Origin of the sequence: Streptomyces sp. CC53 (genome assembly GCF_001865245.1) — a bacterium.
Classification (GTDB): Bacteria; Actinomycetota; Actinomycetes; order Streptomycetales; family Streptomycetaceae; genus Streptomyces.
In genome coordinates this window covers 1-17,898 of sequence record NZ_MKXB01000077.1, presented here as the reverse complement: position 1 = coordinate 17,898, position 17,898 = coordinate 1, and the positions used below count along the sequence as shown (strand labels likewise).

The 17,898-nt window shown below is 74.1% G+C and carries 15 protein-coding genes; 7 read left to right on the top strand and 8 right to left on the bottom strand.

Translation table 11 applies throughout. The annotated features are described in order from the left end of the window. Window positions 1-85 precede the first annotated feature (85 nt). Complete coding sequence (locus BJP40_RS07080) at window positions 86-517, top strand: ATP-binding protein (RefSeq protein ID WP_175499864.1); 432 nt, start codon at window positions 86-88, stop codon at window positions 515-517. A gap of 29 nt (window positions 518-546) precedes the next feature. Here BJP40_RS07080 and BJP40_RS07075 read toward each other — a convergent pair whose 3' ends face one another. The 4 genes from BJP40_RS07075 to BJP40_RS07060 all read right to left on the bottom strand — a co-directional run bounded on the left by BJP40_RS07075 (window position 547) and on the right by BJP40_RS07060 (window position 4,249). Further along, a complete protein-coding gene (locus tag BJP40_RS07075; RefSeq protein WP_071279517.1) occupies window positions 547-1,194 on the bottom strand; it encodes an HAD family phosphatase in 648 nt (215 codons plus the stop codon). A gap of 122 nt (window positions 1,195-1,316) precedes the next feature. After that, window positions 1,317-2,456 carry a winged helix DNA-binding domain-containing protein gene (locus BJP40_RS07070; RefSeq protein ID WP_071266963.1) on the bottom strand — a complete coding sequence of 380 codons (1,140 nt, stop codon included), beginning with the start codon at window positions 2,454-2,456 and terminating at the stop codon, window positions 1,317-1,319. A 79-nt stretch (window positions 2,457-2,535) separates the two neighbouring features. Next, window positions 2,536-2,922, bottom strand: a complete 387-nt coding sequence (locus BJP40_RS07065; RefSeq protein WP_071279516.1) for an SH3 domain-containing protein — start codon at window positions 2,920-2,922, stop codon at window positions 2,536-2,538. A gap of 262 nt (window positions 2,923-3,184) precedes the next feature. Next, on the bottom strand, window positions 3,185-4,249 hold the full coding sequence (locus BJP40_RS07060; RefSeq protein WP_071279514.1) for a LacI family DNA-binding transcriptional regulator: 1,065 nt from the start codon (window positions 4,247-4,249) through the stop codon (window positions 3,185-3,187). A 731-nt stretch (window positions 4,250-4,980) separates the two neighbouring features. Between BJP40_RS07060 and BJP40_RS07055 the strand changes: the two genes are divergently transcribed. Beyond that, window positions 4,981-7,218 carry an ATP-dependent RecD-like DNA helicase gene (locus BJP40_RS07055; protein ID WP_071279513.1) on the top strand — a complete coding sequence of 746 codons (2,238 nt, stop codon included), beginning with the start codon at window positions 4,981-4,983 and terminating at the stop codon, window positions 7,216-7,218. 171 nt (window positions 7,219-7,389) lie between these two features. After that, window positions 7,390-8,679 carry a citrate synthase gene (locus BJP40_RS07050; protein ID WP_071275136.1) on the top strand — a complete coding sequence of 430 codons (1,290 nt, stop codon included), beginning with the start codon at window positions 7,390-7,392 and terminating at the stop codon, window positions 8,677-8,679. 497 nt (window positions 8,680-9,176) lie between these two features. On the opposite strand, the gene BJP40_RS07045 is transcribed toward BJP40_RS07050, so the two are convergent. After that, entirely contained in the window at window positions 9,177-9,494 is a 318-nt protein-coding gene (locus BJP40_RS07045; RefSeq protein ID WP_071279511.1) for a heavy-metal-associated domain-containing protein, read from the bottom strand. Window positions 9,495-9,624: 130 nt separating this feature from the next. Further along, window positions 9,625-9,822 carry an AlpA family transcriptional regulator gene (locus BJP40_RS07040; protein WP_071275141.1) on the bottom strand — a complete coding sequence of 66 codons (198 nt, stop codon included), beginning with the start codon at window positions 9,820-9,822 and terminating at the stop codon, window positions 9,625-9,627. A gap of 334 nt (window positions 9,823-10,156) precedes the next feature. On the opposite strand from BJP40_RS07040, the gene BJP40_RS07035 reads away from it, so the two are divergent. Beyond that, window positions 10,157-11,659 (top strand): CoA-acylating methylmalonate-semialdehyde dehydrogenase, encoded by a 1,503-nt coding sequence (locus tag BJP40_RS07035; protein ID WP_071279509.1) that lies wholly within the window; start codon window positions 10,157-10,159, stop codon window positions 11,657-11,659. Between the two features lie 131 nt (window positions 11,660-11,790). Here the strand turns inward: BJP40_RS07035 and BJP40_RS07030 are convergent, their stop codons facing one another. Then, entirely contained in the window at window positions 11,791-12,210 is a 420-nt protein-coding gene (locus BJP40_RS07030; RefSeq protein WP_071279507.1) for a GNAT family N-acetyltransferase, read from the bottom strand. A 124-nt stretch (window positions 12,211-12,334) separates the two neighbouring features. On the opposite strand from BJP40_RS07030, the gene BJP40_RS07025 reads away from it, so the two are divergent. Both BJP40_RS07025 and BJP40_RS07020 read left to right on the top strand, forming a co-directional pair. Further along, complete coding sequence (locus tag BJP40_RS07025) at window positions 12,335-15,073, top strand: alpha/beta fold hydrolase (protein WP_071279505.1); 2,739 nt, start codon at window positions 12,335-12,337, stop codon at window positions 15,071-15,073. Beyond that, window positions 15,070-15,927, top strand: coding sequence for an ABC transporter permease (locus BJP40_RS07020; RefSeq protein WP_071279503.1), 858 nt, complete (start codon window positions 15,070-15,072; stop codon window positions 15,925-15,927). Before BJP40_RS07025 ends, BJP40_RS07020 begins: the two co-directional genes overlap by 4 nt. Window positions 15,928-16,079: 152 nt before the next feature. Here the strand turns inward: BJP40_RS07020 and BJP40_RS07015 are convergent, their stop codons facing one another. Further along, window positions 16,080-16,820: a response regulator transcription factor gene (locus BJP40_RS07015; protein ID WP_071275156.1), complete on the bottom strand. Its 741-nt coding sequence runs from the start codon at window positions 16,818-16,820 to the stop codon at window positions 16,080-16,082. 296 nt (window positions 16,821-17,116) lie between these two features. Here BJP40_RS07015 and BJP40_RS07010 point away from each other — a divergent pair, with 296 nt between their 5' ends. Continuing rightward, window positions 17,117-17,836: a DUF4142 domain-containing protein gene (locus tag BJP40_RS07010; RefSeq protein WP_226962664.1), complete on the top strand. Its 720-nt coding sequence runs from the start codon at window positions 17,117-17,119 to the stop codon at window positions 17,834-17,836. Window positions 17,837-17,898: the final 62 nt, after the last annotated feature.

Here is a 17,898-nt window from a genome sequence, read left to right as displayed (position 1 = left end):
GGTCCAGCCGGTGAGCTGGTACAGATGGATCTGTACCAGCGGAGTGCCTGGTGACCCGTATCATTCGCCCGCCAGCCTTTCGGACATGCCAGTGGTCCCCGCCCAAGAGGCCGTCACCGTCCGTGTGTTCGCCCAGCGCTTCAGCTCCACGCGGCGCGGGGCGCACCTCGCGCGCCTGCTTGCCGCGCACCAACTGCACCTGTGGGGCGTGCCGTACGACAGTCCGCACAGCGACGCCGTGCTGCTCGTCGTGGCCGAGCTGGCGGCGAACGCGGCGCTGCACGGCTGCGTGCCGGGCAGGAACTTCGAACTGCGCCTCCTGCGGGACGAGGCCGCGGGCCGCGTACGGGTGGAGGTGTCCGACACGCACGCGGGGCGCCCCGTCCTGGCGGCCGTCCCCGTGGACGGTGAGCACGGGCGCGGGCTGCTGCTGGTGGACTCCGTGGCGTCCCGCTGGGGGGTGTCGCTGCGGCAGGGGCCGGGGAAGACGGTGTGGGTCGAGATCGCCTGCCCGTGAGCGCTGTCAGTGCGGGCGCCGTCGCCGCGTCAGGCCGACGCGAAGGCCAGGATGTGCGGGACCGCCTCGCGCAGGCTCGCGAAGTGGCGGTGCACGCCCTCGACCGCGACAGAGGCGTTCACCCCCCACACCGTCATCCCGGCGCCCAGCCCGGACCGCACTCCGGAGGGAGCGTCCTCGATGACCAGGCAGTCCTCCGGTTCGGCTCCGAGCTGCTGAGCGGCCAGCAGATACGGGACGGGCGAAGGCTTGCCCTCTTCGACGGCGGCCGCGTCCACGATCACGCCCGGCACCGGCAGGCCCGTCCGCAGGAAACGGCCGCGCACCCGGTGCTCGTAGTTGGAGGTCACCAGTGCCCAGGACCCCGGTGACAGGCCGTGGAGCAACTCCGAAGCGCCGTCGCAGGCCGTATAGACGCCAGAGCGCATGTCCTCGTCCTCCAGCTCGTGCAGCGCGGCCAGGCACTCCTGCGGATCACGATCCGCAGCGACCTGGGCGAACGTCTCGATCGGCCGCGTCCGCAAGGCCACCCGGTACACCTCGTCCGCATCCAGCCCGTATCGCTCCGCCCAGGTCGCCCAGACCCTGCGCTGATTCCTCACCGCGTCTATCAACGTGCCGTCGACATCGAACAGCACGTACTTCGTGCGGTCCGGCCGACCGGTTGCAGTGGTCACCCGCCGATCATGCCAGGCCGCCGAGGGCTCGCCCCCGGCCCGGGCCGTGTCCCGGCGTCCCCGCCCGCCTGCCGGTGCCCGGCCCGTCCGGGGAAGGCCGACGCCGCCGCGGGAGGGCACCCCTAGCGCAGCACCCGCACCCGTACATCGGCCGGGAGCTTCGCCCACCAGTGGTCGTACGTGCGGTAGACCCGCGGGTCGCGGTCGGCGAGGAACGCCGTCAGGGCGCGGGCCTCCTCGGCGAGGCCGTCCCACGCGGTGGGCGCCAGGTCGTGGAAGGCGGTGGCTTCGATGCCGCCCTCCACCGGGCGCCACACCCCGGCGACGTACCCGTCCACCAGCAGCGTGGGCAGCACGTCGCCGTTCGCCCGGGTCACCAGCGGGCGGTACGCGGGCGGTATCAGGCGGCTCCGGTCGGCGTACGCCAGCAGGACGTTGTCCCACATGCCCAGCAGCCGCGGCGGGGCCGGGGCGTCCTCCGGCGGGCGGGCGGCGCCGGGGACGTCGAACAGGGCCGTACCGCCCGGGCCGCGCAGCGGCTCCACCGCGTCCCCGAGTGCGCTCAGGGCCTCGCGGACGGCGGTCCGCCGCACCATCGCGAACTGCGCCACGTCCGCGACCGACGCGGGCCCGAAGCCGTGCAGGTAGCGCAGCACCAGGCCGGCCAGCGCCTGCGGGTCCGCCTCGCGTCCGGCGGGCACCGCGCCCGTGCCGGCGGCCGCGTACGCGGGGCGGCGCCCGAACGACCAGGAGCCGCCGGTCGGGACGTGCCACAGCGGCGCGTACGCCCGTAGCCCCCACCAGGCCCCGGCCTTCCGCTCGGCGCCGACCCGCCCGGCCAGCCACTCCTCCATGTCGGCGTTCGTGCGGGGCCGGTCCGCGAACCGCAGGACCTCCGGCACCAGCCGGTGGGCGTCGTCAGGGGTGAGGCCCGCGGCGGCGAAGCGGGCACCGAGCCGGGAGGCGTACAGCGTGGGCTGCAGGGCCGCGCGGAAGGCGGCGTAGTCGTCGGCGCGGACCGCGTGGAGCGTGATGCGCATCAGCGTCGCCTTGACGACGGCATGGGCGGTGAAGGCGTTGTCGAGTGCGGCCGGGTCGAACCCGGCGACCCGGTTCCACAGCGCCAGGTAGGGCGAGGCCGGATGCTGGGCCTGGAGGGCGACCAGCCGGCTCACCGCGTCGGCCGCGCCCAAGGTGCTGCGCTCAAGGAGGAGTTGGCGGTGCAGGGCGGCCCGGTTCAGTGCGCGCTCGGTGATCTCCACGAGCGGGATTGTGCCGTGGGCGGGGCCGCGGCCGCCAGGCCGGGCGCGGAAGGCCGCGCCCGGCGCTGGGCATGCGGTGTCAGTAACGGCACCACGGGATGTAGTCGAGGTTCTTCACGTAGCGGGCCGACACCCAGCCGTGGTGCTTGTCGTGGTGCTTGTCGAGCAGGTACCAGATGTGGTTGCCCTTGACCTTCTTGCCCTTGACCTTGCACTTCAGCTTGACGATGTCGCCCTTGTGGACGTGGCCGACCGTCTCGGAGTGGGTGGTGGCCTTCTTGCGGACGTTCAGGGTCCGGACGAGGACCTTGCCGCGGTGCTTGTCGTGCTTGGGGTGCGCCGCGACGGTGGTGGTGTCGCCGCCGGCCGGGGCGGCCTGGACCGCGGGCGCCGTCATGGCGCCGAGCAGGCCGAGCGCGATCGTGCCCGTGGCGAGGCCGATGGCCGCCTTGGTGTTCCCTCTCATGGGGTTCCCCTTCTCGTGAGGTGCGGAGAGCGGGGGACACCGCCCTCCACGGGCCACGAGAGCCGATGCGCGCGCCGCCCGCCGTCCGGCGCGCGGGCCGCTTAGCCCGGCCGGGGCAGGCACTCCACTCGTACGCGCCAACGGACGGGCGTCCGGGCATGCCCGGCGGGGGCGCGGTACTCCTCAGCGCCCCGCGCCAGCCGCCCCGTCGCCTCTGGCGGGAGCGTCCCGTTCCGGAGCGCCCCGCCCCGCCTCGTCCCCGTCACCGTGTCCCGCCCCGTGGCGGTGCCGTCGAGGCGCGCAGGGCCAGTTCGCCGCGGACGGTGGCCACGCCGCCCATCGGCGGGGCGTCCGCGCCCACGGCGAGGCGGCCCGCCCGTACGCCCGCCTCGTACAGGGGGAGGCGGACCGTCGTCAGGGACGGCACCGCGTCCACCGAGAACGGCAGGTCGTCGAAGCCGGCCACCGACACGTCCTGCGGGATCCGCAGCCCCGCGTCCCGCAGTGCCGCGCACGCGCCCAGCGCCACCGTGTCGTTCGCCGCGACCACCGCCGTCAACGACGGTTCGCGGGCCAGGAGTTCGCGTGTCGCCGCGTAGCCGGAGGCCCGCGTGTACGCCCCGTGCAGCAGCAGGGCGTCCGGCTGGTCCGGCAGCCCGGCGGAGCGCAGCGCCTCGCGGTGTCCCTCCAGGCGGTGCCGGGTCGTCGTGCGCTCCGCCGGCCCCGCCACGTAGCCGATCCGCCGGTGCCCGAGGGACAGCAGGTGCTCCGTCAACTGCCGTGCCCCGCCGCGGTTGTCGAAGGCGAGCGTCGCCGTCACGGTGTCGCCGGGCACCGGCGGGCGGCCCAGCAGCACCACGCGCGTGCCCGCGTCCGTGAGCTTCGCGCACTTCGTCGTCAGCGCCGCGACGTGCTGGGGGTCCTCCGGGGCGCCGCCCGTCACCACGACGGCCGCGGCGCGCTGGCGCTGCAGGAGCGTCAGATAGGTGAGTTCGCGTTCCGCCGAACCACCCGTGTTGCAGACCACGGCCAGCTTCTCGCCGCCCGCGCGGCCGGAGCCCGCGTCGCCGATGGCGGACTGCACGGCGCCCGCCATGATCCCGAAGAAGGGGTCGGCGATGTCGTTGACGAGGATGCCGACCAGGTCGGAGGCGGACGCGGCCAGCGCGCTCGCCGGGCCGTTGAGGACGTAGTCGAGCTCGTCGACCGCGCGCAGCACCCGCTCCCTGGTGGACGCGGCCACCGGGTAGTTGCCGTTCAGCACCCGCGAGACGGTCGCCGGCGACACCCGTGCGCGCGCCGCCACATCGGCCAGGGTGACTGTCATCGCGTCCCTCCGAGGAGAAGTCGGGCGCGCCCCTTGTGCGCGCCGCAGTGGGCAGGCTAGCGCCATGACCGGGAGAAAGTGCTTGCCGTCAGGGGACGGGCGGCGGCCTCTGCGACCTGCTCGGCTCCGTCGTGGCGGGAGCCGGGCCCCGTGGCCCGCGGCGGCGCCCGGGCCCCGGAGGAGACGGCCCGACGCCACGTCGACCACACCCCGTGGGCGGCAGCCCGGGTTCCGGAAAAATCACCCCCCGCATTCATGCAACCCTTCGGGCGTGACGGGTGTCGTAGGTATCGGCAGAGCCCGAGAGGGGGGACCCGGGGGGGCCAGGAGGGCTCGTGCCAGGGGGGAGGAAGGGGCCCGGTCCGCGCGTCCGTCGCCGGACCGGGCCCCTCCGGTACCGGCGGGACGCCGAACGCCGGCGCCGCGTACCGGCCGTGCCGGAGCGCCGCACGCCGGCCGCGGAACGAGGGCGCACCCTGCCCCGCCGTCGTACGCGTGAAGCCGTGCGCTCAGTGGGCCCCGCCGTCGTGCGCGTACAGCCGCACACCCCCTGTGCCCCGCCGTCGTGCGCGGGCCGTTGTCCCGCCGGCGTGCGCCGCAACCGGCACGGGCGCAGCCGCACGCCGGGGGCGGACGCCCGCCCGCACCGCGCCGCGCCCCGCCGTGCCGTGCGGCCGCAGGACGTGCACCGGGCGTGCGGGGCTGTCGGAGGCGGCCGGTAGCGTCGGGGCATGACGCAGCTGGCCGTGGTCGAAGGGGTCCTGGAGCGGATCACCTACAGCAACGAGGAGAACGGCTGGACCGTGGCCCGGGTCGACACCGGGCGGGGCGGCGGGGAACTGCTCACGGTCGTGGGAGCGCTGCTGGGCGCCCAGCCGGGGGAGTCGCTGCGGATGCGGGGGCGCTGGGGCTCCCACCCGCAGTACGGACGGCAGTTCACCGTCGAGGACTACACGACCGTGCTGCCCGCGACGGTGCAGGGCATCCGGCGGTACCTCGGGTCGGGTCTGGTCAAGGGCATCGGGCCGGTGTTCGCGGACCGGATCACGCGCCACTTCGGCACGGACACCCTGAGGATCATCGAGGAGGAGCCGGAGCGGCTCATCGAGGTGCCCGGGCTCGGACCGAAGCGGACGAGGAAGATCGCCGAGGCGTGGGAGGAGCAGAAGGCCATCAAGGAGGTCATGGTCTTCCTGCAGAGCGTCGAGGTGTCCACCTCCATCGCCGTGCGGATCTACAAGCAGTACGGGGACGACTCCATCGCCGTGGTCAAGGAGCAGCCCTACCGGCTGGCCGCCGACGTGTGGGGCATCGGGTTCCTCACCGCCGACCGCATCGCCCGGGCCGTCGGCATCCCGCACGACAGCCCCGAACGCGTCAAGGCGGGCCTGCGGTACGCCCTGTCGCAGTCCAGCGACCAGGGACACTGCTTCCTGCCCGAGGAGCGGCTCATCTCCGACGCCGTGCAGCTGCTCCAGGTCGACACCGGGCTGGTCATCGACTGCCTCGGCGAGATGGCGCAGGACGAGGAGACCGGCGGCGTCGTGCGGGAGCGGGTCCCCGGGGCGGACGGGGAGCCGGTCACCGGGGTGTACCTGCTGCCGTTCCACCGCGCCGAGTGCTCGCTCGCCGGACAGCTCCTGAGGCTGCTTCGGGCCGAGGACGACCGGCTGGCGGCGTTCCGTGACGTGGCCTGGGACAAGGCCCTGACGTGGCTCGCCGACCGCACGGGGGCCGAGCTGGCGCCCGAGCAGGAGGAGGCGGTGCGGCTGGCGTTGACCCGGAAGGTGGCGGTGCTGACGGGCGGGCCCGGCTGCGGCAAGTCGTTCACCGTGCGGTCCATCGTGGAGCTGGCCCGCGCCAAGCGGGCCAAGGTCGTCCTGGCCGCGCCCACGGGCCGGGCGGCCAAGCGGCTGGCGGAGCTCACCGGCGCCGAGGCGTCCACCGTGCACCGGCTGCTGGAGCTGAAGCCCGGCGGGGACGCGGCCTACGACCGGGACCGGCCGCTCGACGCCGACCTCGTCGTGGTGGACGAGGCGTCCATGCTGGATGTGCTCCTCGCCAACAAGCTGGTCAAGGCCGTCGCGCCCGGCGCGCACCTGCTGCTCGTGGGGGACGTGGACCAGCTGCCCAGCGTGGGGGCGGGGGAGGTGCTCAGCGACCTGCTGGCCCCCGGCGGGCCCGTGCCCGCCGTCCGGCTCACGCGGATCTTCCGGCAGGCGCAGCAGTCGGGCGTGGTGACCAACGCCCACCGGATCAACTCGGGTGACTTCCCCGTGACGAGCGGGCTGCCGGACTTCTTCCTCTTCGTGGAGGAGGACACCGAGGAGGCGGGGCGGCTCACCGTCGACGTGGCGGCCCGGCGGGTGCCCGCGAAGTTCGGGCTGGACCCGCGCCGCGACGTGCAGGTGCTCGCGCCCATGCACCGCGGCCCCGCCGGCGCGGGCACGCTGAACGGGCTGCTCCAGCAGGCGATCACCCCGGCCCGCCCCGACCTGCCGGAGAAGCGGCTCGGCGGCCGGGTCTTCCGCGTCGGCGACAAGGTCACCCAGATCCGCAACAACTACGAGAAGGGGGAGAACGGCGTCTTCAACGGGACGGTCGGCGTGGTGACCGCCATCGACGGGGACGAGCAGCGGCTGACCGTGCGGACCGACGAGGACGAGGAGGTGGGCTATGACTTCGACGAGCTGGACGAGCTGGCCCACGCCTACGCGGTGACGATCCACCGGTCGCAGGGCAGCGAGTACCCGGCGGTGGTGATCCCCGTCACCACGGGAGCCTGGATGATGCTCCAGCGGAACCTGCTGTACACGGCCGTCACCCGCGCCCGCAAGCTGGTGGTCCTCGTCGGCTCCCGCAGGGCGATCGGCCAGGCCGTGCGGACCGTCTCCGCAGGCCGGCGGTTCACCGCGCTGGACCACCGGTTGGCCGCGGCGCTGCCGGTGGGAAACATCACCCGCGGTTGATCAGGGCTTTGCCCATCGGGACGAAGGGGGCAAGATGTGCAGGTTGACGGCACTGAGTGCCGCCAATAGGCGCAATGGTCGACCCCGAGTGCACTCTGCTGAGCCAAGTGGGGGATGGTAGAGACAGTCAGGGCACCTCGAAGAAGAGGCACTACGTCGGTGAGGGATGACGTGAGCGAGAACTCTGTAGTACTGCGGTACGGCGACGGCGAGTACACCTACCCGGTGGTCGAGAGCACCGTGGGCGACACGGGCTTCGACATCGGGAAGCTCCGCGCGCAGACGGGTCTGGTGACGCTGGACAGCGGCTACGGCAACACGGCCGCGTACAAATCGGCGATCACGTACCTGGACGGCGAGCAGGGCATCCTGCGGTACCGCGGGTACCCGATCGAGCAGCTCGCCGAGCGCTCGACCTTCCTCGAGGTGGCCTACCTGCTGATCAACGGCGAGCTGCCGAAGGTCGACGAGCTGGCGGGCTTCACCAACGAGATCACCCAGCACACGCTGCTGCACGAGGACGTCAAGCGGTTCTTCGACGGCTTCCCGCGGGACGCCCACCCGATGGCCATGCTGTCGTCCGTGGTCAGCGCGCTGTCCACGTTCTACCAGGACAGCCACAACCCGTTCGACGAGGAGCAGCGCCACCTCTCCACGATCCGGCTGCTCGCCAAGCTGCCCACGATCGCGGCCTACGCCTACAAGAAGTCGATCGGCCACCCGTTCGTCTACCCGCGCAACGACCTCTCGTACGTCGAGAACTTCCTGCGCATGACGTTCTCGGTGCCGGCGCAGGAGTACGACCTCGACCCGGTCGTCGTCTCCGCGCTCGACAAGCTGCTGATCCTGCACGCCGACCACGAGCAGAACTGCTCCACCTCGACGGTCCGCCTGGTCGGCTCCTCGCAGGCGAACATGTTCGCCTCGATCTCCGCGGGCATCTCCGCCCTGTGGGGTCCGCTGCACGGCGGTGCCAACCAGTCCGTGCTGGAGATGCTCCAGGGCATCCAGGCGAACGGCGGCGACGTCGACTCCTTCATCCGCAAGGTGAAGAACAAGGAGGACGGCGTCCGCCTGATGGGCTTCGGCCACCGGGTGTACAAGTCCTTCGACCCGCGCGCCAAGATCATCAAGGCGGCGGCGCACGACGTGCTGTCGGCGCTCGGCAAGTCCGACGAGCTGCTGGACATCGCGCTCAAGCTGGAGGAGCACGCGCTCGCCGACGACTACTTCGTACAGCGCAACCTCTACCCGAACGTCGACTTCTACACCGGTCTGATCTACCGGGCGATGGGCTTCCCGACTGAGATGTTCACGGTCCTGTTCGCCCTCGGCCGGCTGCCGGGCTGGATCGCCCAGTGGCACGAGATGATCAAGGAGCCGGGCTCCCGCATCGGCCGCCCGCGCCAGATCTACACCGGTGTGGTCGAGCGCGACTTCGTGCCGGTCGAGGCCCGCTGAGCTGCTGACCTCCGACGGGGGGCCCGCCCCCCGTCACCCGCTCCGCCGTAGCGGAAGAAGCGAGAAGCGCCCCGCCTGCCGATCCCCCCACGGGTCGACGAGCGGGGCGCTTCCCATGTCCCCGACAACGGATTCCCCCCACGGGATCCGGTCGGGCGTCTGCCGCGCGATCTGCCGGGGTACGTACGGATCGGGAGGGCCGCTCAAAGCTCCCCGGTGCACGTGCCCCGGCCAACGCTTGCCTGGGATGTCCCCCAAGACACCCCATGAACGTCCCCCAAGACGTTCTTGGCATCGCTCATTTAGACTCGCGAGCCATCCAAATGGTTACCCCCAAATATCTGTGATCTAGGTCTCTTTGTGAAGGTCTGGTGAGTCACGTGAAGGTGAATTCACGTGTGTACCGGCCAAGGACGGGGTAGCGAAACGGGTCGTACCGCACCGAAGGGTGCGATACGACCCGCAGGGGTGGCGGGGTTCCCCGCGCCGGTTGTCGTTCAGGCGGTGGTGCGACCCACCAGTTCGTAGCCGGCCTCGTCGACGGCGGCGCGCACGGCCTCCTCGTCCAGCGGTGCGGCCGACGCGACCGTCACCCGGCCGGTGGCGGCCACCGCCTCGACCGACGTGACGCCGGGGAGCGCCGAGACCTCCTCGCGGACGGCGCCCTCGCAGTGGCCGCAGGTCATGCCCTTGACCTCGTAGACCGCGGTGACGCCGGCGGACTGCCCGGCCGTCGCCTCGCTGTGGCCGGAACCGTTCGACGCGCAGCAGGAGCCGCCGGCCTGGGGCAGTTCGGTCCTCGTTTCGGGGGTCATGACGTTCTCCTCCGTTGTGTGTGCGGGTGCGGGCGGTGGCGCTGGTGCGCGTGGGGCGCCTCGCCCTCTCCATGTTATACCCCTAGGGGGTATGGGGCGAGGAGGGGTGTGCGGGCGCCGCGTGTCACGGTCAGTCTCGACGGGCCCGGTTTCCCGGCCGGTTCGCCACCCAGGTGCGGACGGTGTCCGCATACCAGTACGGTTTGCCGCCCTCCACGTGGTCGGGGCGGGGCAGCAGGCCGTGCTTGCGGTAGGAGCGGACCGTGTCCGGCTGCACCCGGATGTGGGCGGCGATCTCCTTGTACGACCAGAGCCTTCTGTCCGTCATCGTCAGGCACCTCCCTGGACGCGCCGCGGCGCGACCCGGGCGGGGTCGTCGGGGGAGCCGCGGCGCGGACTGGTGATCACCAGCCCTGTGCCCTCCCGCGACGCAGGGTGACCAACCGGAAGCGGAATGTGGATTACCTGTGACCGGAAACCCGCGTGATCGAAACAAGCGTGACGGGAGGGAGACAACCGGACGGCATGGGTAGGACAGGGGTGTCTACGGCGGCGGGGGAACGCCCGACACAGTGTCGGGCGCCGCCCCGGGACCCGGCGTGGTGGGATCGGCCTGACGCCGCCGCCATCCGTGGCCGCCAACTGGAAGGAGCACCTGCGACATGACGAAGAGCGTCCACCACTGGATCGCCGGCAGGACCGTCGAGGGCACGTCGGGCGACTGGGGGCCCGTCACCGACCCCGCGACGGGCGAGGTCACCACGCGCGTCGCCCTCGCCTCCGCCGCCGACGTCGACGAGGCCGTCGCCGCCGCCCGCGCCGCCTTCGCGACGTGGGGCACCGCGTCGCTCGCACAGCGCACCGCCGTCCTGTTCCGGTTCCGTGCCCTGCTGGACGCGCACCGCGACGAGATCGCCGCGCTCATCACCGCCGAGCACGGCAAGGTCCACTCCGACGCGCTCGGCGAGGTCGCCCGCGGCCTGGAGATCGTCGACCTGGCGTGCGGCATCACCACCCAGCTGAAGGGCGAGCTGTCCACCCAGGTCTCCACCGGGGTCGACGTGGCCGCCATCCGCCAGCCGCTCGGCGTGGTCGCGGGCATCACCCCGTTCAACTTCCCCGCGATGGTGCCGATGTGGATGTTCCCGCTGGCCATCGCGTGCGGCAACACCTTCGTGCTGAAGCCCAGCGAGAAGGACCCGTCGGCCTCCGTGCGCCTAGCCGAGCTGCTGAAGGAGGCCGGGCTCCCGGACGGCGTCTTCAACGTCGTCCACGGCGCCAAGCCCGCCGTGGACCGGCTGCTGGCCCACCCCGACGTGGCCGCGGTGTCCTTCGTCGGCTCCACGCCCATCGCCCGGTACGTGCACGCCACGGCCTCCGCGAACGGCAAGCGGGTGCAGGCCCTGGGCGGCGCCAAGAACCACATGCTGGTGCTGCCCGACGCCGACCTCGACGCGGCGGCCGACGCGGCGGTGTCCGCGGCGTACGGCTCGGCGGGCGAGCGCTGCATGGCGATCTCGGCGGTCGTCGCGGTCGGCGCGACCGGCGACGCGCTCGTGCAGAAGATCCGCGAGCGCGCCGAGAAGGTGAAGGTCGGGCCCGGCAGCGACCCGGACTCGGAGATGGGCCCGCTCATCACCCGCGAGCACCGCGACAAGGTCGCCTCCTACGTGACCGGCGCCGCCGCCGAGGGCTGCGAGGTCGTCCTCGACGGCACCGGCCACACCGTGGAGGGCCACGAGGGCGGCCACTGGATCGGGCTGTCCCTGCTGGACAGGGTCCCCACCACCGCGCGGGCCTACCAGGACGAGATCTTCGGTCCCGTGCTGTGCGTGCTGCGCGCCGAGACGTACGAGGAGGGCCTGGCCCTCGTCAACGCCTCGCCGTTCGGCAACGGCACCGCGATCTTCACCCGGGACGGCGGCGCGGCGCGGCGCTTCCAGCTGGAGGTCCAGGCGGGCATGGTCGGCGTGAACGTGCCGATCCCCGTGCCGGTCGGCTACCACTCGTTCGGCGGCTGGAAGGACTCCCTCTTCGGCGACCACCACGTCTACGGCAACGACGGCGTGCACTTCTACACCCGCGGCAAGGTGGTCACCACCCGGTGGCCGGACCCGGCGGAGGCGCCGGCCGGCATCGACCTGGGCTTCCCCCGCAACCACTGAGCCCGGCCCGCCCGCGCCCCGGCCCGCCCCGGCCCCACGCCGGGGCGGCCGTGTCCGGGGCAGCGCGGGCGCGCCCGCCCGAGGGGAGGCCGGGTGCCCGCAGGCCGACCGGGCGCCGAGGCCGCGCCCCGCTAGGAAGCCGCGCGGAACGTCCAGGTCCACATGGTGAACGGGCCCTCGTCGACGGCACCCGCGGAACGGTACGTCGCCAGGGCCGCCGCGTTGTCCGGGTCGACGCCGACCCACATGCCGTAGCAGCCGCGCGCCCGGGCCTCCGCCGCCAGCGCCTCCGTCAGCGCCCGCCCGACACCGCGCCTGCGGTACGGCTCGGCCACGGACAGCTCGTACAGGCACATCTCCGTGCCCTTGTCCGGGTGGAGCATCTCGATCCCGGACACCATGCCGACCGGCACCCCGTCCTCGTGGGCGAGGAGCATCAGGTGTCCCGGGGCGGCCAGGAACCGCTCCGCCCACTCCGGGCGGGGCGGGCCGTCGTACAGGTCGGCCGCGGCCAGCAGTTCCTCGACCGTCGTCGCCCGGCGGATCTTCATGGTGAGGCGCCCCCTCGTACCGCGTCTGGTGTACGGGGACCGTAGCCCGTACCTCTCAGGGAGGCCACCGGATTCCGACCGGCGGCGGCCGAGACCGCGCACCCGTCCGTCTAGGGTCGGGGGCATGCAGATCCGACTTCCCCGGACGCGGCCGCGCCGGTGGGCCGCGCTCGCCGCGGCCGCCGCCGTGCTCGCGGGCGCCGGCACCTGGACGGCCGCCGCCTCGGACGGCGAGCCCGCGGTGCAGCGCCAGGACGCCGTGATGGACATGCCGGGCGCCGCGATCGACACCTCCTACTTCACCGCCGGCGGCGGGCGACGCCCGGCCGTGCTCCTCGCCCACGGGTTCGGCGGCAGCAAGGACGACGTCCGCGCCCAGGCCGAGCGGCTCGCCCGCGACGGGTACGCCGGGCTGACCTGGTCCGCCCGCGGGTTCGGGCGGTCCGGCGGCACGATCGGGCTCAACGACCCGGACCACGAGGTCAAGGACGTCCAGCGGCTCATCGACTGGCTGGCCCGGCGCCCCGAGGTGCTGCTCGACGCGGACGGCGACCCCCGGGTGGGCGTCACGGGCAGCTCGTACGGCGGCGCGGTGTCGCTGCTCGCCGCCGGCTACGACCGCCGGGTCGACGCCGTCGCCCCGCACATCGCCTACTGGAACCTCGCCGACGCCCTGTTCCCCGACGGCGTGTTCAAGAAGCTGTGGGCCGGCATCTTCTTCACCACCGGCGCCGCCCCCGGCACGGGAGCCGCCCCCGGCACGGGAGCCGCCCCCGGCACCGGCGACGGCACCGGCCGCGGAACCGGCACCCCCGGCAGCGGCCCGGGCACCGCCACCGGCTGCGGGCGGTTCCAGCCCGAGCTGTGCGCCATGTACGAGCGGGTCGCCGTCAGCGGCACGCCCGACGCGGACGCCCGCGCCCTGCTGGAGGCGCGCAGCCCCTCGGCCGTCGCCCGGCGCATCGACGTGCCCGCCCTCATCGTGCAGGGCCAGTCCGACTCGCTCTTCCCGCTCGCCCACGCCGACGACATGGCCCGGGCGATCGCGGCCAACGGGGCGCCCGTAGCCGTCGACTGGGCCGCCGGCGGACACGACGGCGGCGACCAGGAGGCCACCCGCCTCGAACAGCGGATCACCCGGTGGTTCGACCGCCACCTCAAGGGCGAGGAGGACACCGACACCGGACCCGCCTTCCGGGTCAGCCGCACCGGCGGCGTCGACTCCACCGACGGGCAGGCCCGCCTGCGCGGCGCCTCCGCCGACCGCTACCCGGGCCTGCGGGCCGGCGCCCGGGAACTGCCGCTCACCGGCCGCCCGCAGACCTTCCGCAACCCGGCCGGTGCAGCGCCGCCCGCCGTGTCCGCCGTCCCCGGGCTCGGCGGCGGACTCTCCCAGCTGTCGTCGCTCGGCGTCGGCGGCCTCTCGCTGGACTTCCCCGGCCAGTACGCGCACTTCGACTCCGCCCCGCTCGACGAGCCGCTGCGGATCACCGGGTCGCCGACCGTCCGGGTGCGCGTCACCTCCGACAGCGGCGAGGCCGTCCTCTTCGGCAAGGTCTACGACGTCGGACCCGACGGCCGCCGCCAGGTGCTGCCCTCCCAGCTCGTCGCCCCCGTGCGGATCCAGAACGCCGGCGAGGCGCGGGAGGTCACCCTCACGCTGCCCGCCGTCGACCACGAGGTGGAGGCCGGGCACCGGCTGCGGGTGGTGCTCTCCGCCACCGACCTCGGCTACGCCTCGCCTGCCGCCCCCGCCGCCTACACCGTCGGTCTCGCCGGCGGCGCGCTGTCCGTGCCCACCGCCCCTGCGGTGCGCACCCAGGCCGCTGCCCTGCCCTGGTGGGTGTGGGGCGTGCCGGCCGCGGGCGCCGTCGCCGCCGGGCTGCTGCTGACCGCGCGCCGCCGCAGCGCCGCCCCCGCCCCCGACCCGGCCCTCGCCGACGTGCCGCTCACCATCACCGGCCTGACGAAGCGGTACGCCCGCTCCGCCGACCGGTACGCCGTGCAGGACCTGTCCTTCCGCGTGGAGAAGGGACAGGTGCTGGGGCTCCTCGGGCCGAACGGCGCCGGCAAGACCACCACCCTGCGCATGCTGATGGGGCTCATCACCCCGGACGGCGGCGAGATCCGCGTCTTCGGGCACGCCGTGCGGCCGGGCGCGCCCGTGCTGTCCCGCGTCGGGGCCTTCGTGGAGGGCGCCGGCTTCCTGCCGCACCTGTCCGGGCGGGAGAACCTGGAGCTGTACTGGCGGGCCACCGGCCGCCCCGCAGCCGACGCGCACCTCGACGAGGCACTGGAGATCGCCGGACTCGGCGACGCCCTCGCCCGCGCCGTGCGCACCTACTCCCAGGGCATGCGGCAGCGGCTCGCCATCGCCCAGGCCATGCTGGGCCTGCCCGACCTGCTCATCCTCGACGAGCCGACCAACGGACTGGACCCGCCGCAGATCCGCGAGATGCGGGACGTGATGGTCCGCTACGCCGCCGCGGGCCGGACCGTCATCGTCTCCAGCCACCTCCTCGCGGAGGTCGAGCAGTCCTGCACCCACCTGGTCGTCATGGACCGGGGGCGGCTCGTGCAGGCCGGTCCCGTCGCGGACATCGTCGGCAGCGGCGACACGCTCCTCGTCACCGTCGCGGACGAGCTCCCGGACGCGGTCGTGGACAAGGTCGGCGCGCTCGCGGGCGTCGCGTCCGCCACCCGCGCGGAGGGCGGCGGCCTGCTCGTACGGCTGGACGGGGCCACCGCGAGCGGCCTCGTCGCCGAACTCGTCCGGCTCGACGTGCCGGTGGCCGGGGTGGGGCCGCACCGCCGCCTGGAGGACGCGTTCCTCACCCTGATCGGAGGAGGCGGATCCGCATGACACCGCTGCTCGACGCCGCGCCCGGCTACCGGGCCCGGCACACCCTGCCGCTGCGGGTGGAGGCCGTGCGCCAGCTGAAGCGGCGCCGGACGTACGTCATGGGGGCGGTCCTGGTCGCCCTGCCGTTCGTGCTCATCGCGGCCTTCGCGATCGGCGGCGACGACCGGAACGGCCCCGACAACCGGATCACGTTGATGGACACGGCCACCGCGTCGGGCCTCAACTTCGCCGCGACCTGCCTGTTCGTGTCCGCGGGCTTCCTGCTGGTGATCCCCGTCGCCCTGTTCTGCGGTGACACGGTGGCCTCCGAGGCCGGCTGGTCGTCGCTGCGCTACCTGCTGGCCGCGCCCGTGCCGCGGGCCCGGCTGCTGTGGTCGAAGCTCGCCGTGGCCCTCGGCTTCAGCGCCGCCGCCGTGGTGCTGCTGCCGGTGGTCGCCCTCGCCGCGGGCACGGCCGCCTACGGGTGGGGGCCGCTGCGGCTGCCCGCCGGAGGGGCTCTGGCGGCCGGGGACGGCGTGGCGCGACTGGCGGTCGCCGTCGCGTTCGTGTTCGTCTCCCAGCTGGTGACCGCCGGGCTCGCGTTCTGGCTGTCGACCAGGACGGACGCCCCGCTCGGCGCGGTCGGCGGCGCCGTCGGGCTCACCATCGTCGGCAACGTCCTCGACGCGGTGACCGCGCTCGGCGACTGGCGCGACCTGCTGCCGGCGCACTGGCAGTACGCCTGGATCGACGCGCTCCAGCCGCAGCTGGAGTGGTCCGGCATGGCGAAGGGCGCGGCGGTGTCGACGGGCTACGCGCTGGTGCTCTTCGCGCTCGCCTTCCGCGGGTTCGCCCGCAAGGACATCGTGTCCTGAGCGGCACGGCACCGGACGCGCCCGAAGGGGCGGGTGCGTCCGGTGACTGCCTCCGCACGGCGCCACGGATCGGCCCGGTCAGGAGCCGGGGCGCTGCGGCCTGCGGCCTGCGGCCTGCGGCAAGCGGTGGCGCGGACCGCGCGCCGGGAGGCTCACACCCAGCCGCGGCGGGCCGCCTCCACCCCGGCGCGGAAGCGGCTCGTCGTGCCGAGCGCGGCCAGCAGCTCGCCCACCCGGCGGCTGTACGTGCGCCCCGATATGCCGAGCCGTGCCGCCGCCGTCTCGTCGGTGAGCCCCGCCACCATGGCCTCCAGCACCGGCCGCAGCCGCGTGGGCAGCGCGTGCGGCGGGGCCGCGGCCTCGGCGAGGTCCTGGCCCGCGTCCCACCACGCGCGGTGCGCCCGCACCAACGCCTGCACGATCACCGGGTCGCGGATCAGCAGCAGCCCGTTGTAGAGCAGTTCCAGGTCCAGCGGGACGGCCGCCACCGCCCGGTCCACGACGATCATCTTGAACGGGATGGTCTCCGTCAGCCGGGCCCGGCCGGGCAGCCGCGCCACCACGCCGACGTCTGCCGCCGTCACCCGACCCAGCGCGTGCCGCGGCACCACCTGCCGCACCGTGCGGACCCGTTCCGCCGCCGTCCGCACACACGCCCCGGCCAGCTCCAGGAAGGGCTCCGGCACCGGCTGCCGCAGCCCGGTCGCCGGATCGTCGAACGTGAGCAGCTCGCGGCGGGCCGATTCGGTCAGGGCCGCCAGCGCCGCGCAGACCTGACGGGTGCCGCGCACCGGCTGGCCCGCCGGCCGGGGCGCCTGCGGCGGCACCGTGCGCGCCACGGCCGCCTCATGTGAGGCCGCCAGGCCGAGCACGGCGCCCGGGACGTTCACCACGGCCGATCACCCCCGCCATCCCCTCGGAACGTACGCCACTCCATGTACTCATGTGACTCCACACGGTGACAAGGGTGCCGGGGGCCGATGGCGAGTCCCGGCCACTTCCCGCGCGCACGTCGCGCCGCCGCGACCCGCCGGCCCGACCCGCCCCACCCCGCCGCGACGCCGGGCGGGGCCGTCGGAGTGACGGGCCGAGCCGTTCGCACTACGGCGGATGGCGGACCCGCGGCGGCCGTGTCCGGATGGTCCTGTGGCCCCGTGTCACCCGGGGGCCGTACTGCCGACCACCATGGATGGATGACGACACCGTGATGCACACGCACCGCTCCCGCCGCGCGGCGACCACGCTCGCCGCCCTCGCCGTGACCTGCATAGCCGCCGCCCCCGCCGCCGCCGCGGACCAGGACGGCGGACTGCCCACCGACAACGCCTTCCTGCGCGCCGCCCACCAGGCCAACCTCGCGGAGATCGCCCTCAGCCGGGACGCCCGGGAGAACGCCACGACGGCCTGCGTCAAGGACGTGGCCGCCGAACTGGAACGCGACCACGCCAAGCTGGACGCGGACGTGCAGGCGCTCTCCGACAAGCTCGGCGTCGATCTGCCCCTCGCCCCCACCCCCCATCAGCAGCAACTGCTGGCCGACGTGATGGCGCGCAAGGGCACCACGGCCTACGACAGGGTGTGGCTGAAGACGCAGGACACCGCGCACCGGCTCACCCTCAAGGCCGTCGACCACCAGATCGCCCGCGGCGAGGACCGGCAGATCACCGCCGCCGCGAAGGCCGCGCGCCCGGTCGTCGCCGGTCACCTGGAGAGGGTGGAGGGCGGCACCTGCCACGGCGCCGCCCCGGTGCGCACCATCCGCGCGGGCAGCGGCGGCCAGGCCGCGACCCCGTTCGCCGCGGGCGTCCCCGTCGCCGTCGCCGTGCCGGCCGTCGCACTGGGCGGGGCCCTGGTCGCGGGCGGCGCCTTCTGGACGGCGTCCCGGCTGCGCCGCAACGACCTCCGCTGAACGGCGGCGGCCGTGCCCGCAGCCGGTGCGATCGTCACGGCCGCCGTGCCGGCGGCCCGACG

What these genes read in the sequence shown, in the direction of transcription:
- BJP40_RS07045 (WP_071279511.1), bottom strand. Translation starts at nt 9,494, where the DNA reads ATGACCCCCGAAACGAGGACCGAACTGCCCCAGGCCGGCGGCTCCTGC.
- BJP40_RS07030 (WP_071279507.1), bottom strand. Translation starts at nt 12,210, where the DNA reads ATGAAGATCCGCCGGGCGACGACGGTCGAGGAACTGCTGGCCGCGGCC.
- BJP40_RS07020 (WP_071279503.1), top strand. Translation starts at nt 15,070, where the DNA reads ATGACACCGCTGCTCGACGCCGCGCCCGGCTACCGGGCCCGGCACACC.
- BJP40_RS07080 (WP_175499864.1), top strand. Translation starts at nt 86, where the DNA reads ATGCCAGTGGTCCCCGCCCAAGAGGCCGTCACCGTCCGTGTGTTCGCC.
- BJP40_RS07040 (WP_071275141.1), bottom strand. Translation starts at nt 9,822, where the DNA reads ATGACGGACAGAAGGCTCTGGTCGTACAAGGAGATCGCCGCCCACATC.
- BJP40_RS07010 (WP_226962664.1), top strand. Translation starts at nt 17,117, where the DNA reads ATGGATGACGACACCGTGATGCACACGCACCGCTCCCGCCGCGCGGCG.
- BJP40_RS07065 (WP_071279516.1), bottom strand. Translation starts at nt 2,922, where the DNA reads ATGAGAGGGAACACCAAGGCGGCCATCGGCCTCGCCACGGGCACGATC.
- BJP40_RS07060 (WP_071279514.1), bottom strand. Translation starts at nt 4,249, where the DNA reads ATGACAGTCACCCTGGCCGATGTGGCGGCGCGCGCACGGGTGTCGCCG.
- BJP40_RS07035 (WP_071279509.1), top strand. Translation starts at nt 10,157, where the DNA reads ATGACGAAGAGCGTCCACCACTGGATCGCCGGCAGGACCGTCGAGGGC.
- BJP40_RS07055 (WP_071279513.1), top strand. Translation starts at nt 4,981, where the DNA reads ATGACGCAGCTGGCCGTGGTCGAAGGGGTCCTGGAGCGGATCACCTAC.
- BJP40_RS07025 (WP_071279505.1), top strand. Translation starts at nt 12,335, where the DNA reads ATGCAGATCCGACTTCCCCGGACGCGGCCGCGCCGGTGGGCCGCGCTC.